Origin of the sequence: Mameliella sp. LZ-28 (assembly GCF_012274245.1) — a bacterium.
GTDB lineage: Bacteria > Pseudomonadota > Alphaproteobacteria > Rhodobacterales > Rhodobacteraceae > Antarctobacter > Antarctobacter albus.
Window position 1 is genome coordinate 20,093 of the sequence record NZ_JAANYX010000003.1, and the last position, 13,326, is coordinate 33,418.

Genomic DNA, 13,326 nt, shown 5'->3' on the forward strand with positions numbered 1-13,326 from the left:
GAGTTCCATTAACTGCCTGTGAAGATCATTACCGTCGCAGTGGTGCCGCATCTGTCGCAAAACAGCCCGGCGCGCTGGGACGCAGATTCGAAAGAGGTCATAGGCGAGCGGAAGGCCGAGGAAGCCGAGTGAGCGCCCGGGCGCTGAATTCATTTCCATGATCTCGCATTAGGGCACGATGCGCCAGACAAATGCCTTGGCACGTGGAGATCTGGATTGGCTCATCGCACCGGAGGCGGATTGGCCGCTAAAAAAAGCGGGATTTGCTTGGTGTCGCGGCACAGCGTCTGGAGGCAGGGTTTCCGAAGCGCAGGATTGGAAGGCCCCGGACGGCCCCGGGTTTCTGTCTTGCATTTACGCCTTGGTGGCTACGATGTGCCAGGAGTCCAAATCACCCAAAACTGTCCCAATGGCGCTGACGTCAGACAGCGCGTGGGCTACCATCATTATTTGCGCGACCGGTGGTTGGTCCGAGAAGCAGTTCAAACATTGCGCCCGCTGCCGCTGATGGATCGGCGCCATCTTGAACTGAAACACCACCCAGTGGGACGTAGGACCTGGTCTGCGGGCAGTGGCCAGCCCAGTTTGGCCGTTCCATTTCAGCGAGACAGATCCCGGGCAATACTTTCTGTGAGGGATGTGAGAGCCGCTGCTTGTGCCGCGGCGATGGCGGCCGGTCCCTTGTTCGCAAGCGGGATGGCAATGTCGAAAAGCCGCGCCTTGGATGGGAGCGGCGGAGGCACTTGGCGCGGCGGCTTGTCGAAATCCGGGTCGTCGATGGGGTCCGGCGTTTCGGACCCCATGAAGTACTGCCCCGACATGCGGAACACGTTCTCATTTGTGGCAATGAAGGTCTCGAACCTGATGTCCAGCACCCCCTGCGGCGGCTCCGGGAGCGGCCAGGGCTCGGGTGCCACTTTGGCAGAGGTCATCTGGTTCAACTGCCGGCTCACCTGAAGCGTCGTCGCGCGTTCCGGCTCATCCGCCCAAAGGCCGAACTCGGCCTCCCGCACGACGCCTTTCTCGTCCTGGATCGCGATCTTTTCGTCCGCCGCATAGGTCGGCAGGCTGACCGTCCGGACCAGCAGCGTCGAGACGCTGGCCCGCACATGCAGGTCGGAAGGTTTGCTTTCCACGAGGTACTGTGGGCCACCAGTGCCGCAAGCGGTCAGGCTAAATATGGCAAGGGCCGCAGCCAGTGTCTTGAAGGTCATGTCACCGTCCCATCAGCAGCGAGTTCGGGTTTCTTTGGAGCGTCCGCGCCAAGGTGCGCAAGGCGTCTGCGGCCTCGCTGATATCGCGCAACGTCGACAGGGCATTGGTGATCAGGCGCGAGCTGTCGTCATAGGCACTGAGCACGTTTTCGGTCCGGGCGGCAAGCGTATTGAGCCGCGCCGTGAGCTTGGGCAGTTCCGCCACCGCAATTTCCACCGCGTCAGCCGCGGCGGCGGCCGAGGAAAACACCTTGTTCACGTTCTCGGTCGCCCCGCTTTCGCGCAGGCCAGCCGTGATCTTGCGGGCCTCTTCCAGTGTCGCCTCGGTCTTGGCAAGCGTTGCCTTCAGATCCGGGACCAGGGTCTGCAATTCCGCCATCGTGGCATTGATGCCGGGCACAAGCGCGCGCGTTTCCTCGGCCGCCACGATGGTATTCGCCGAGTCGATCAACGATTGCAGCGACGTAAGAAGCTCCTCGACGGGCAGGTTGTTGATCCGCTGGAACACGCCTTCGGCCGTTGCGTTCAGATCGGCGACGTCGGCCTCGACCGTGGGCAGTTGCGGCAGCTTGTCCTCTGTCATCGTGACTTCCGCGGCCTCTGCCTCCGGCAATTCCACGAGGTCGACGACCAACTGGCCCGACAGCAGGCTTGCCGTCGCCAGCCGGACGCGCAGACCCTGGGCGACGTAGTCGCGCAGGAAATTCAGCCCGTCCTCCGGTCCGGCCCCTTCGCCAAGGCCCAGCCGCGCCGGGTTGATGGCAAGGGTCGCATGCAGTTGCACGACCTTGCGGCCGCTTTGGTCCGAGGCGATCATGGCGACGTTTTCGACCGCGCCCACCTGCACGCCGCGAAACCGGACGATCGCCCCTTCCGACAGGCCGCCAATGGATCCGTCGAACACGGCCAGCACCTTGAGGCTGTCGAGGCTCGGGTCGTCCAGCAGGCTGGCCCGCGCCGCGGCCTGATTGGCGTAGAGCGGAAAGACCTGCCCCTGTTCCACGGCCTCGCCGCCGGCGACCATCGTGTCAAAGCTGATCCCACCCTGCACCAGCGAGGCGACGGACGAGAAATCCAGCGACACGCCACCCGGCCCCAGAGAGACCGAAACGCCCGAGATGTCCCAGAAGCGCGTGTTGGTCGAGAGGTTGCGGTCATGTGGGGCCTCGACGAAACCGCGTATGATGACGCCGTCGCCGGTATCGGTCAGTTCAGGTGCCTCCACCGCCCCCACGGGGATGCCGCGATAGAGGATCGGCGCGCCGGCCACGATCGAATTTCCATCGCGCGCGGACAGCTGTATCGCCGTGCCCTTGCGCGTCGGATCGGCCAATGGCGCGCGTGCCAGCCCCGTAAAAGCAGTCTGCGCGGTTCCGGCCTCGGAATCCCAGCTGCCCTCGATGTAGACGCCCGACAGCACGGTGTTCAGACCGCTGATGCCCTGCGCGGACACCTCGGGCCGGACGACCCAGAAACGCGCATCCTCGTCCATGTAAGGCGCAAGCTTGCGATCCACCCGCACCGCGACGATGACCTCGGACAGGTCGTCGGAAAAGCTGACTGTTTCGACGAGCCCTACAGAAACCTCGCGGTATTTCAGCTCGGTCTTCTCTGCGGCCACGCCAGAGGCGCTTGGAAAGGCGATCTCGATCAGCACGCCCCTTTCAGCGTAGCTTTGCCAGGCGATGCCCAGAGACACCGCAAGTGCAAGGATCGGTACCAGCCAGACAGGCGACAGCCGCGACATCGGCCCGCGCCGAGCAGGGCGCACGATAGGGTCTGCCGGGGAAGGTTCGGTCATCGGTCCTCCTCGTCTGCGTCCCAGATCAGCCTCGGGTCGAGGCTTTGCGCAGACAACATCGTAAAGGCTACCGAAAGCGCGAAACTGACTGCCGCAATCCCAGGGTTAACGTTAGCGACCGAACCCAGATGGACAAGGGCAGAGAGGATCGCAACCACGAAAACATCGATCATGGACCAGCGGCCGATGAATTCGACCACTTCGAAAAGCATGTGCCGATGATGGACCGACATCCGCGAGCGGCGTCCCAGGCTCATGGCCAGGTAGCCGATGGCAAGGAATTTTCCGATCGGGATCAGGATGCTGGCGACGAAGACGATGGCGGCCACCGCATAGGCGCCGTGGTGGAAAAGCTCGATCGCGCCGCCGACAATCGTGCTTTCCGAGCTTTCGAGCAGCGTGTTTGTCCTCAGCATAGGGTAGATGTTGGCGGGGATGTAGACAAGGACCCCCGCTGCAAGCCAGGCCCAGACGGCCTGCAGGGACTGGCGCCCGTCCGGGTCCAGTCCCGAGCCGCAGCGGCCACAGCTCTCCGTTCCCGGGGGATAGACCCGGCCACAATGGCTGCAGGCGACCAGGCCCGCGCGTTGCGCCGAGATCAGCGCCGCGTCGTTTCCAGGGATTTCCATATTGTATACCGGCACATCGTGTTGTCCTGAAGGACGTTGACGACAACGAGAACTGCAAAAGCCCAGAACGCGGGACCAAGGCTGACCGTGGCCAGCCCGGCGACCTTGACCAGCGCCACGGCGACACCAAGAACAAATATCTCTGCCATCGACCAGGGGCGCAAGCGTTCGGCCAGCCTGAAGGCATGTGCTGCGAACCGGTAGGGCTGCCGCTTCTGGACCAGGGGGAGGAGGGTGTAGATGATCGCGACCAGGCGGGCGGTTGGAATCAGGATGATGAGAAAGGCCACGGCAATGGCGAGCGGCGCCATGATCCCCTGCGAAAAAGCCATTGCGGCGTCCAGCACGGAAGCGCGGTTGTGCAGGCCCGCCGCCTGCAATTCGATGAACGGAAAGAAAACCGCGCCGGTCATCAGGATGGTCGACGTCACTGCCAAGGCAAGAACATTGCGCACTGCGTTCTCTCGGGGAGCGGCCAGAACCCGACCGCAACGCCGGCAGCATGCGGCATGATTTGTCGGAACACTCGGCTCGACATGCAAGGTGTCGCAAGTCGGACAGGCGATGAGCGGTTTGCCGGCGAAATCGGCTGGCAGTTCTGTTGTCACGCACCTTCCTCCTTTGCCTCGCGTTGGGCAGGGACGATGATCGGCCCCGCCTGATTGTTCCGCGTCGAGTGTTAGTGCATGGTAGGTCGTTGGTCCATCGGGGCGATGGTTTTCACGGCTGACGGGCATTGGCCTGACAGGTTGATTGCGCCAGCAAACTTCAAGCCCCTTGCGCGTCTTTAACTTTGACAACAGGGGCATCGGGAAAGCGCGCGGTCTTCTACCGCGCTTACCCGACCGCCTGAACCATCATTGCGACATCGTGGAAATCGGCAACAAGATCTGCCGCTCCAAGGCCCGCTTGTATCGAGACCGCCGCTGGCCGGATGCGGCTGCGCTGTGTGGAGGTCACACCGCATAGGGCCAGATTCCGTGGCGCCGGAAGGGGTCATCTTTGGACGCCGATAAGGGGACCATAGTCTGTGCCGATTGACACGCAGTCCTTGGTCCTGCCTTGGGATATCGTCTCGCACCGTCCGCTCTCATTCCATTAGCGCCTGTTTGCGGTGCGGCTGGCAAACTCCATCAGGCGTTTGAACTTCGGACAGTCCATGTGGGTCTCGGCCGGGCAATCGGCGACATGGCGCAAGGCATCCCTCAGCCGTGTCAGCCCCTTGATCTGCTGATCGAGCATGTCGGCGCGCTGGTGCAGCTCGGGGCGCGGCAATTGCGGAGACCCATCCCCGGCGAACATCCCCTTGATGTCGTCAAGCGAGAACCCGGCCAGTTTCCCCAACGAGATCAAAGCTAGTTGCGTCAGCACCGGGGTATCGAACTGCCGACGCAGCCCGTGCCGGCCGACCGATTGGATCAGGCCGATTTCCTCGTAGTACCGAAGCGTCGAGGGCGGGATGCCGCTGTGTCTGGACACCGCGCCGATGTCGAGAAGATTCATGGTTGACCTAAAGTTGACTTGAAGTGGCAGGGTAGCTGTCCACTGGCACTCAAGGCAAGAGGACCCCCTCCATGAACACCGCATCGCAGAACCGCACCGCCATACCTGTCTTGATCGCATTGGCAGGGGCGACCCTATCCGCATCGCTTGGGATCAGCGTTGCCTCGGTCCTGTTGCCCACGTTGACCCGCAGCTTTGCCGTGTCGGTGACCGAGGTACAGTGGGTCGTTTTGGCCTATCTCGTCTCGGTGACCATCGCCATCGTCTCGGCCGGTCGCATTGGCGACCTCTTCGGTCATCGCCGCGTGCTGATCGGCGGGCTCAATCTTTTCGCTGTCGCCTCGGTCATTTGCGCAACCGCACCGGGTCTTGGTGTTCTGGTTGCGGGGCGCGCCGCGCAGGGACTGGGTGGGGCGATCCTGATCGCGCTGCCGATGTCCCTGGCCCGTGACCTGGTTCCGGAAGGGCGGCTTGGCATGGCGATGGGCCTTCTTGGGACCACATCTGCCTTTGGAACGGCGCTCGGGCCGTCGCTGGGTGGTTTGCTCCTGGCCTGGAGCGACTGGCGCTTGGCCTTCTGGCTGCTCGCCGGGTTTGCCTGTGCGGCGCTGGTCCTGGTTGCCTGGTCGATCAGGTCAGACCACCGGCGAAATGCGGTTTCCGTCCGCGAACTGGATCTGCCGGGAACGCTTGTGCTGGTGGTGGCCCTTGCGGCATATGCCCTCGCGACGAGCGGGGGCGTTTCTGGCGTACCGGTGTCGCCACCTGTGCTGATGTCCGGTGCACTGATCGCGATTCTTCTGTTTGTTTTCTTGGAATGCCGCGTGGCGGCGCCGCTTGTGCCGATGGGCCTGTTGCGAGATCGGGCCGTGGGCATCGGTTTTGCCATGAACCTCGCCATAGGCACGGTCATGATGTCCACCCTGGTGGTCGGCCCATTCTTCCTGGCCTTTTCATTGGGGTTGAGCGAAGCGCAAGTCGGTCTTGTTCTCGCCGTGGGGCCTGCGGTTGCCGCGGTGTCCGGGATCCCGTCGGGCTGGTTGACCGACCGACTGGGCGCAGGCCGGGTGATGGTCCTGGGGCTGGGTCAGATCATCATTGGACTGCTTTGCCTGGCCTACCTGCCGCGTCTCTTCGGGGTTGGGGGATATGTCGCCGCGCTGGTGGCCTTGACCCCGGCATTCCAGATGTTCCTTGCGGCAAACAACACTGCGGTCATGTCTGGTGCCGCGCAGGCGCAACGCGGTCGGCTGTCCGGGCTTCTGGGGCTTTCTCGAAACCTTGGGCTGATGACCGGCGCATCCGCGATGTCGACCGTCTTTGTCATCTTCCTGGGCACCGGGGATGCCACGCAAGCGACGGCCGAGGAGGTCGGAAGGGCCTTTTCGATGACCTTCGCGGGCACCGCGGTGCTGGCCTTGGTCACATTGGCCCTGGCCCTGCGGAGCCTGGCCAGTGGTCGATACAGGACACTGTCACTCCGGCGGAGTGGCTGAGCCGATCTGGCCTCTCCGAAGCGGTCTTTCGCAAGAGGGACCGCATGTCCTGCAGCGAAGTGCGGATGGGTGGGGCTGGCGATCGCGTGACAGATCCTGCGGCGGCTGTGGTCAGGCACCAAAAAACATGGGAGTTTCCCCGATTTCAAAGGCTTGGTGACAACAACTTGCCTGCGGCAACCTGCGGAATCTGGTTGAAACGGGTATGGATTATTCTGTTCTTCAGCTTGCCGCGCTGGCGGCCTCGGCGCTTGCGATCGGGGGGCTCATGGGGGCGACCTCGGTCGGGGGTGTGCTGCTTGTTCCGATGATTGCCCTGATCTGCGAGGTTCCGATTGCGCAGGCGATCCCTGTGGGCATGACGGTCGCTCTCTGCTCGGGCCTTGCGGGGTCCTGTGTCTTTGCCCGACATGGCCGGGTCGACAGGCGGGCGGCGCTGGCGTCTTTCGTGCCAGCGGGGCTGGGGGCCATGATCGGGGCGGTCCTGCTGCCCGTCGTGCCGCCCGGGGTCATCACATGTGGCATGGTGACGGTCTGTGCGCTGGGTTTCGTCGGCAGTCTCCGGAACCGGGATGCCGGACCAACCAAGTCCGAAGGCATGTCCGGCTCGGTGTTCGGCGCGCTGTTCGGCATGGTGGGGCTGGGCTCTTCCCTGTCGGGAACAAGCGGCCCGCTGCTGTTGGTTCCACCGCTGCTCTGGCTGGGGAAGGACCCGCGCGAAGTGACCGGTATGGCGCAGGTGATCCAGCTGCCGGTGACTGGCTGTGCCTGTATCGGCTTTGCGGTCCTGAACGTGATCGACGTGCAGCTTGTGGCACTGCTTGTCTTGCCGGTTGTGGTCGGCGTCATCGCCGGGGCCCGTTGGGCGCAGGCCCTGGCGCCGGGGCGGTTGCAGCCTCTGTTGTCTATGGTTCTCTTGCTGGCCGGCTTGCTCACCGTCCTGCGTTGAGCGGGAAATCAGGCCCAGAGCCAGACACCCAGCGCAGCAACCGCCAGCAGCCAGATCGACAGGCCGGCCATCAGGGCAAAGGCCCCGCCGCTGGCGCGCAGCAGTTTGCGGGGCGCACTGCCCAGGCCCAAGGCGGCGACGGCGGTGACCAACAGCGCGCCGGACAACGTCCTGCTGCCGTCCATGACAGCGGCGGGCAGGGCGACCACCTGGTTGAGCATCATCAGGACGACGAAGGCGACAACGAACCAGGGCAGGCGGAAACCGCCACGTGCCTGTTCTGTCCCGGTCGTCACCAGCAAGAGCAGGACCGGCAGCATCGCGACCCGCGTCATCTTGGCCAGCGTGGCGGTCTCTCCGGTGGTTTCCGACACGGAGAACCCGGCCCCGATCACTTGCGCGACATCGTGGATGGAGGCGCCTAGGATGATGCCCTCTTGCAAAAAGTCGAACCCGGCCAGCCCGAGGAGAACCGGGTAGAAGATCATCGCCACCGTCGACAGGGCCGTCGCGGTCATGATGACCAGCAGGGTGTGATCATCCTTGCCCTGGAACCCACGGGTGACAGAGGCCAGCGCCAGAGCCGCCGAGGCGCCACAGATCGCAACGGCTCCGGAAGCGATCAGAGAGGCAGGCCCGGACCAGCCCATCGCCCGTCCGATGGCCAGTCCCAGCAGGATCGTGCTTGCGCTGCCCAGGAGGATGAGCAGGAAGACCGCGGGGCCGAGGTCAAACAACTGCTCGAACGAGATACGCAGCCCCATCAGGGCGACCCCCAGTTTCAGCCCGGTCGAGGCCACCAGCCGGATCCCGGTTGCGGTGCGTTCATCTTCGGCCAGGAAGGACATGGCCATGCCCAGCAACAGCGCAAACAGCATGACCGGCGCGTCATAGCGTGCGGCGATGGCAAAGGCGGCGATGCTGATGACCACGGCCACCGCGACGCCGGGCAGGTGCTCTTCGGCGCGGGCGCGGAGGATCGACAGCGGCGGCGAGACGCGCGTTAGGTTCATTCTTCCAGGCTTTCGAGGTTGTGGATGATGATCTCGCTGCGCGTTATCTCGAGAACGCCGGCGGATTTCAACTTGTCCAGCGATTGCGTGACCCACTGTCGGGTGGCGCCCACGATGGCGGCGATCTGTTCATAGGTCAGGGTGCGATCCACGACGATGGTCTGGCCTTCCTCGCGCCCATGCGCATCGGCGAGGATGACAAGCAGCTGTCGCAGCCTCTCGGACACGGTGCGCGTGCCCAGCATCTGGATCAGTGCGGAATAGCTCTTGCCCTTGGCCACCAGCCCGTCGATCACGGCGATCGCCACCTCAGGCACTTCCCGGACCAGGTGGTGCAGGCTGGTGCCGGAGAGGAACAGCAGTTGGCAGTCCTCCAGCGCATCCGCTGACCAGACGTGTCGGCCGCGGCCAAAGACCTCTGGCCCGCCGACGAAATGGCCCGGGCTCCAGTAGGCGAGGGTGATCTCGCGCCCCGAAGGGCCGGTGTAGAAGGTCCGCACGCGGCCTTCCTCGATCACCCAGACGCCGGTATGGGCCGCGCCCTGGTGAAAGATGCCTTCCCCCTTGGCAAAGCTGCAGCGCGTGCCAAGCTTGCGGACTTTCTTGCGCTGATCCGGGGACAGGCTGGCGAGGAAACCGGCGCCCTCGTTGAGTTCGAGGAAATACTCCGACAGGTAGATCGCGCCGGGGCCGGTGTTGTCGATGTCGGTCTCTTCGCTCATGGGCGCGGCGCCGAGGCAAGGTAGGCGGCGATGGCCGCGATCTCGCCGTCGTCGGCAGGCATCATCGGCCCGTGGGGAAGGCACCCCAGGTGCGTGCCGCGCGTGCCATCGCGAAAGTCCCGCATCTGTTTGACCAGGTAACCCGCGTGCTGCGCGGTAAGGTGGGGCACGCCCAGATACGGGGTCTCGGCGTCATGGCAGGTGCCACAGTTCCGCGCCTCGTAGAGGGCGCGGCCCTCGGCATTCCCCTGAGGCGCCGGGGCGGGCGGATCCTGGGTCGAGAACCACTCGACCACCACCGCGATCTCCTCGGGTTTCAGCTCGGTCACGATGCTGCTCATCTGCCCCCCGTCGTTGTGTCTATCTCCCGACAGGAAGGCGCGGACCTGGTTTTCGATGTAGACCGGCTCTTGTCCCGCGAGGTTGGGAAAGCGGGCATTGGCTGACACCCCGAACAGTCCGTGGCAGAGCGCGCAGCGTTCGTAGGGTGGAAAGGCCTCGGCGTCGAAATCGGCGCTGGCCGGTGCCGCCATTGCCAGCGCAATGGCGATGAAGGCGGCTTTAGGACCCATGCCGCAACCGTGTGACCGGAACCTGCACCGGCAGGGTTTCCCCGTTCGCAAACGTCAGGGTGAGCAGGACCGTGTCGCCCTCTGCCTGCTTCGCGGCAGGATGCATCAGCATGACGTGCAGCCCGCCGGGGGTGAAGACGATGCTCTGACCGGCGGCGATGTCGATGGCATCCACCGCGGACATCGTCGCCACGTCCCCCATGTCCTCGGAGCGGTGCAGATGCGCCATCGCGTATCCCTCGGCCCGGACGCCGATCAGGCGGTGCGTTTCCGGGCCGTCGTTGGTCAGGTTGAAGTAGGCGGCATGGGCCATGACGCCCGGCGGGGCCATCGGCACGAATGCGTCCGAAACGGTCAGGCCGCCGGCGGAGGCGGCGAGGGGCATCATCAGCGAGAGGGAAAAGACAGCAAGGCGTTTCATTGGTTCAGGCTCCTGCGGTAGGCGATTTGCAGACGGGCAAGGAATTCGGCGGTGGCGCCGGGGTCAAACGGCGGCTGCAGCTTGGCCCGCAGAGTCCCGTCCGGGGCGATCACCGAGACCGCGGAACTGTGCTGCACCTCGTAATAGCCCGAGGCATCCGGTTTCATCAGGCGATAGAAACTGTCTGTCGCCTCGATCAGGGTGTCGATCTGGTCGCGCGTGCCGGTGAAGCCGCGAAAATCCGGGTGAAAATAGCGCGCGTAGTCACTGACGGTCCCGGAATCTCGCGCCGGATCGACCGAGACAAAGACCACTTGCGGGACATTGTCCGGCCGTACCCGCATTGATGTCTCGGAGACGGCGGCCTCGAGGTTGCCCAGGGTGAAGGGGCAGACATCGGGGCAGGAAAGAAAGCCGAACATCACCAGCGTCCAGTGTCCGTTTAGGGCGTCCTTGTCCAAGGTCTCGCCCAGATCGTTTTCCAGGTGAAAGGCGGGCAGGGCCACGGGCTCGTCCAGTTCGACGCCCTGGACCTGGGCCATCAGCGGCGCGGCAATGAGCGACAGGAGAATGGCAAGGCGTCTCATGCGTTCTGGCTTTCGAAGGATTTGCGGCTTTCGGCCTTGATCGTGGCCAGGCAGTGCTGGCGCGCCTGCATGTAGGCCGGTTCGGTGGCCATGTCGGTCGAGCGTGGGCGGGGCAGGTCGATGCGCACGTCCTCGATGATGCGCCCAGGGGCCGCGCTCATGATCAGGACGCGGTCGGCCAGGAACACCGCTTCGTCGACGTCATGGGTGACAAAGACAACCGTCGTGCCGAACTTGCGCCAGATATCCAGCAGGCTTTCCTGCATCATCAGGCGTGTTTGCGCGTCGAGCGCGCCAAAGGGTTCGTCCATCAGCAGGACAGACGGGTAATTCGCCAGCGCCCGCGCGATGCCGACCCGTTGCTGCATCCCGCCCGACAGTTCCGCCGGGTAGCGGTCACCGAATTTCTTCAGCCCCACGAGTTCGAGGAAGGTATTGGCGGTCGATCCGGATTCGGTCCGGGAATGCCCGGCCATGCGGGGGCCGAAAGCCACGTTTTCATAGACCGTCTTCCAGGGCAGCAGCGAATACTGCTGAAAGACCATGCCCCGGTCCGGCCCGGGTTTGCGCACCTCCTTGCCGTCGACCAGGACCGCGCCTGTCGAGGGTTCGACGTAGCCGGCGATGGCATTCAGGAGCGTGGACTTGCCGCAGCCGGACGGCCCCAGGATGCAGACGAATTCGCCCGCCTCGATGGTGATGTCGGTGGTCTCGGTTGCGCGGTATGCCGATTTGCCCTTCCCGAAGGTGATCGAGACGTCCTTGACCTCGATGCGGCCCTTGCCGATGTCATCGCGTTGCTGAGGGGCCTTGAATTTGAGGATATCAAGCATGGGCCGGGACTCCCTTTGACTGTTGAGCGGGGCGCGATTTGCGCCACGCGAGGTAGAGGATCAGCGCCGTCAGCAGGCCGAAGCCCAGGACCGACAGCAGCGGGCCGGAGCGTTCCAGCGCCAATGAGGTCGAGGTGCCGAGGCCGAGCATCGCCAGGCCGACAACCCACGAGGGCGTGGCGCAGCAGACAACCCAGCTCATCGTGACGTTGGTCAGCGCCACGAGAAAGGCGCCCATCCCGGTTGTCGCCCTGAGGCTATTGCGGGCCGGAGCGGCGCAGGCCGTCCGGTGCAAGAGCGAGAAGGCCAGCCCCACCATCGCCCCCAGCAGGCACAGCACCAGCAGGCGCGAGGGCATGATGTTCAGGCTCCACTCGGAAATGCCGGTGCCGTAGTCGTAGTTCATGCGCCCGATCTCGATCAGCCACTCTTCGCGGATGATCCCGACCATGTCGCGCACCGATGGCGTGGACCGGATGATGTGCAGCACGTTGCCGAGCCAGTCGTAGAAGGTGACGTAATTAGGCCAGGCGCGGAACCGCAGCAGGAGCGCGGCGAACATGGCGACCTGGTGCAGCAGGGCGAAGAGGACGCCCCAGAGCAGCAGGTGTCGCCAGCGCTGGCGGATCTCGCCCGCGATGATGGTGAGCAGGGCCATCACCGCGTCCGTTTCTGCCAGGCCAGCATCGGCGCGGTCAGCAACTTGACCGCCGCGGTCGAGCCGGTGCCAAGGAACCCGATCACCAGCATGCCGACGACGATGTCCTGATAGTTGATCAGGCTGTAGGCGTTCCAGGTGAAATAGCCGATGCCGTATTGCCCCGAGATGATCTCTCCGGCCAAAAGCGAGAACCAGCTGACCCCCATGCCGATGGCCAGACCCGCCGCGATCGAGGGCAGGGCGGCCGGGATGACCACATGCCGGAACACGTTCCAGCGCGAGGCACCCAGCGACTGCGTGGCCCGCACCAGCACCTCGGGCGTCTGTTCGACTCCGTGCAGGGTGTTCAGCACGATGGGAAAGAGCGCGCCAAGGAAGGTGATGTAGATGATCGAGCTTTCCTCGGTCGGCCACATCAGGATCGCCAGCGGTATCCAGGCCACGGCGGGAATGGGGCGTACAACTTCGATGTAGGGCATGATCAGCGCCCGGGCGAGGCGCGATCGTCCCATCACCAGGCCGATCCCGATGCCAAGGGCGCAGGCCAGCGAATAGCTGATCAGGATACGGCGCATCGAGACGCCGATATGGGTCCAGAAGATCCCGGTCTGCACATGCGTCACGAAGGCGTCGAAGACGCGCCAGGGCGAGGGGACATTCTGGAAGTTGATGTAGAAATCCACGTTGTTGGCGGTCAGCAGGTGCCAGGCCAGCACGCCCAGCGTCAGCGAAAGCGCGACCAGCCCCAGGTTGCCCAGTTGCGCGGCGCTGATCCGTGGCAGGCGAAGGGTTGGCCCGGCCGGTGGCGGCGCTGGGCTGGCCACAACTGCCGGTTCCGGCGTGGCGTTTACGGGCGGGGTTTCGGTCGTCTTCAGCGCTTGGGACATGGCTTGCCTCCGGTGGAGCTTGCTGCGTACCCGGGGCG

At 64.3% G+C, this 13,326-nt stretch carries 15 protein-coding genes; 2 read left to right on the forward strand and 13 right to left on the reverse strand.

All coding sequences use genetic code 11. The features are described from left to right. Positions 1–599: 599 nt before the first annotated feature. From G9Q80_RS02070 to G9Q80_RS02090, 5 genes are all read right to left on the reverse strand, one after another. Positions 600–1,214, reverse strand: a complete 615-nt coding sequence (locus tag G9Q80_RS02070) for a PqiC family protein (RefSeq protein WP_052244694.1) — start codon at positions 1,212–1,214, stop codon at positions 600–602. 1 nt (position 1,215) lies between these two features. Then, positions 1,216–3,015 carry a PqiB family protein gene (locus tag G9Q80_RS02075; protein WP_232788296.1) on the reverse strand — a complete coding sequence of 600 codons (1,800 nt, stop codon included), beginning with the start codon at positions 3,013–3,015 and terminating at the stop codon, positions 1,216–1,218. Further along, positions 3,012–3,644, reverse strand: coding sequence for a paraquat-inducible protein A (locus G9Q80_RS02080; protein ID WP_043144800.1), 633 nt, complete (start codon positions 3,642–3,644; stop codon positions 3,012–3,014). The genes G9Q80_RS02075 and G9Q80_RS02080 overlap by 4 nt, the downstream gene beginning before the upstream one ends. After that, positions 3,614–4,381 carry a paraquat-inducible protein A gene (locus tag G9Q80_RS02085; protein ID WP_088716459.1) on the reverse strand — a complete coding sequence of 256 codons (768 nt, stop codon included), beginning with the start codon at positions 4,379–4,381 and terminating at the stop codon, positions 3,614–3,616. The genes G9Q80_RS02080 and G9Q80_RS02085 overlap by 31 nt, the downstream gene beginning before the upstream one ends. Positions 4,382–4,742: 361 nt before the next feature. Then, complete coding sequence (locus G9Q80_RS02090) at positions 4,743–5,147, reverse strand: helix-turn-helix domain-containing protein (RefSeq protein WP_069208600.1); 405 nt, start codon at positions 5,145–5,147, stop codon at positions 4,743–4,745. A gap of 71 nt (positions 5,148–5,218) precedes the next feature. On the opposite strand from G9Q80_RS02090, the gene G9Q80_RS02095 reads away from it, so the two are divergent. Beyond that, complete coding sequence (locus G9Q80_RS02095; protein WP_088716458.1) at positions 5,219–6,643, forward strand: MFS transporter; 1,425 nt, start codon at positions 5,219–5,221, stop codon at positions 6,641–6,643. Positions 6,644–6,848: 205 nt separating this feature from the next. Next, the gene (locus G9Q80_RS02100) at positions 6,849–7,592 is read left to right on the forward strand and encodes a sulfite exporter TauE/SafE family protein (RefSeq protein ID WP_088716457.1); all 744 of its coding nucleotides are present in this window, start codon (positions 6,849–6,851) and stop codon (positions 7,590–7,592) included. Between the two features lie 8 nt (positions 7,593–7,600). On the opposite strand, the gene G9Q80_RS02105 is transcribed toward G9Q80_RS02100, so the two are convergent. The 8 genes from G9Q80_RS02105 to G9Q80_RS02140 are packed head-to-tail and all read right to left on the reverse strand — an operon-like array spanning position 7,601 to position 13,288. Beyond that, positions 7,601–8,605 (reverse strand): YeiH family protein, encoded by a 1,005-nt coding sequence (locus G9Q80_RS02105; RefSeq protein ID WP_088716456.1) that lies wholly within the window; start codon positions 8,603–8,605, stop codon positions 7,601–7,603. Continuing rightward, positions 8,602–9,327, reverse strand: coding sequence for a Crp/Fnr family transcriptional regulator (locus tag G9Q80_RS02110; protein ID WP_052244698.1), 726 nt, complete (start codon positions 9,325–9,327; stop codon positions 8,602–8,604). Before G9Q80_RS02110 ends, G9Q80_RS02105 begins: the two co-directional genes overlap by 4 nt. Then, complete coding sequence (locus G9Q80_RS02115; protein WP_088716455.1) at positions 9,324–9,899, reverse strand: c-type cytochrome; 576 nt, start codon at positions 9,897–9,899, stop codon at positions 9,324–9,326. Before G9Q80_RS02115 ends, G9Q80_RS02110 begins: the two co-directional genes overlap by 4 nt. Continuing rightward, the gene (locus tag G9Q80_RS02120; RefSeq protein WP_088716454.1) at positions 9,889–10,320 is read right to left on the reverse strand and encodes a copper chaperone PCu(A)C; all 432 of its coding nucleotides are present in this window, start codon (positions 10,318–10,320) and stop codon (positions 9,889–9,891) included. Before G9Q80_RS02120 ends, G9Q80_RS02115 begins: the two co-directional genes overlap by 11 nt. Then, positions 10,317–10,907, reverse strand: coding sequence for an SCO family protein (locus tag G9Q80_RS02125; protein ID WP_043144803.1), 591 nt, complete (start codon positions 10,905–10,907; stop codon positions 10,317–10,319). Before G9Q80_RS02125 ends, G9Q80_RS02120 begins: the two co-directional genes overlap by 4 nt. Then, positions 10,904–11,740 (reverse strand): ABC transporter ATP-binding protein, encoded by an 837-nt coding sequence (locus tag G9Q80_RS02130; protein ID WP_083242211.1) that lies wholly within the window; start codon positions 11,738–11,740, stop codon positions 10,904–10,906. Before G9Q80_RS02130 ends, G9Q80_RS02125 begins: the two co-directional genes overlap by 4 nt. Further along, on the reverse strand, positions 11,733–12,398 hold the full coding sequence (locus G9Q80_RS02135; RefSeq protein WP_088716453.1) for a hypothetical protein: 666 nt from the start codon (positions 12,396–12,398) through the stop codon (positions 11,733–11,735). The genes G9Q80_RS02130 and G9Q80_RS02135 overlap by 8 nt, the downstream gene beginning before the upstream one ends. Further along, on the reverse strand, positions 12,398–13,288 hold the full coding sequence (locus tag G9Q80_RS02140; RefSeq protein ID WP_069086716.1) for an ABC transporter permease: 891 nt from the start codon (positions 13,286–13,288) through the stop codon (positions 12,398–12,400). The genes G9Q80_RS02135 and G9Q80_RS02140 overlap by 1 nt, the downstream gene beginning before the upstream one ends. Between the last annotated feature and the right edge of the window lie 38 nt (positions 13,289–13,326).

Bases quoted from the DNA above. Each gene is read 5' to 3' on its own strand.
- G9Q80_RS02070 (WP_052244694.1), bottom strand. From the start codon at position 1,214: ATGACCTTCAAGACACTGGCTGCGGCCCTTGCCATATTTAGCCTGACC.
- G9Q80_RS02075 (WP_232788296.1), bottom strand. From the start codon at position 3,015: ATGACCGAACCTTCCCCGGCAGACCCTATCGTGCGCCCTGCTCGGCGC.
- G9Q80_RS02080 (WP_043144800.1), bottom strand. From the start codon at position 3,644: ATGGAAATCCCTGGAAACGACGCGGCGCTGATCTCGGCGCAACGCGCG.
- G9Q80_RS02085 (WP_088716459.1), bottom strand. From the start codon at position 4,381: ATGCCCGTCAGCCGTGAAAACCATCGCCCCGATGGACCAACGACCTAC.
- G9Q80_RS02090 (WP_069208600.1), bottom strand. From the start codon at position 5,147: ATGAATCTTCTCGACATCGGCGCGGTGTCCAGACACAGCGGCATCCCG.
- G9Q80_RS02095 (WP_088716458.1), top strand. From the start codon at position 5,219: ATGAACACCGCATCGCAGAACCGCACCGCCATACCTGTCTTGATCGCA.
- G9Q80_RS02100 (WP_088716457.1), top strand. From the start codon at position 6,849: ATGGATTATTCTGTTCTTCAGCTTGCCGCGCTGGCGGCCTCGGCGCTT.
- G9Q80_RS02105 (WP_088716456.1), bottom strand. From the start codon at position 8,605: ATGAACCTAACGCGCGTCTCGCCGCCGCTGTCGATCCTCCGCGCCCGC.
- G9Q80_RS02110 (WP_052244698.1), bottom strand. From the start codon at position 9,327: ATGAGCGAAGAGACCGACATCGACAACACCGGCCCCGGCGCGATCTAC.
- G9Q80_RS02115 (WP_088716455.1), bottom strand. From the start codon at position 9,899: ATGGGTCCTAAAGCCGCCTTCATCGCCATTGCGCTGGCAATGGCGGCA.
- G9Q80_RS02120 (WP_088716454.1), bottom strand. From the start codon at position 10,320: ATGAAACGCCTTGCTGTCTTTTCCCTCTCGCTGATGATGCCCCTCGCC.
- G9Q80_RS02125 (WP_043144803.1), bottom strand. From the start codon at position 10,907: ATGAGACGCCTTGCCATTCTCCTGTCGCTCATTGCCGCGCCGCTGATG.
- G9Q80_RS02130 (WP_083242211.1), bottom strand. From the start codon at position 11,740: ATGCTTGATATCCTCAAATTCAAGGCCCCTCAGCAACGCGATGACATC.
- G9Q80_RS02135 (WP_088716453.1), bottom strand. From the start codon at position 12,398: ATGGCCCTGCTCACCATCATCGCGGGCGAGATCCGCCAGCGCTGGCGA.
- G9Q80_RS02140 (WP_069086716.1), bottom strand. From the start codon at position 13,288: ATGTCCCAAGCGCTGAAGACGACCGAAACCCCGCCCGTAAACGCCACG.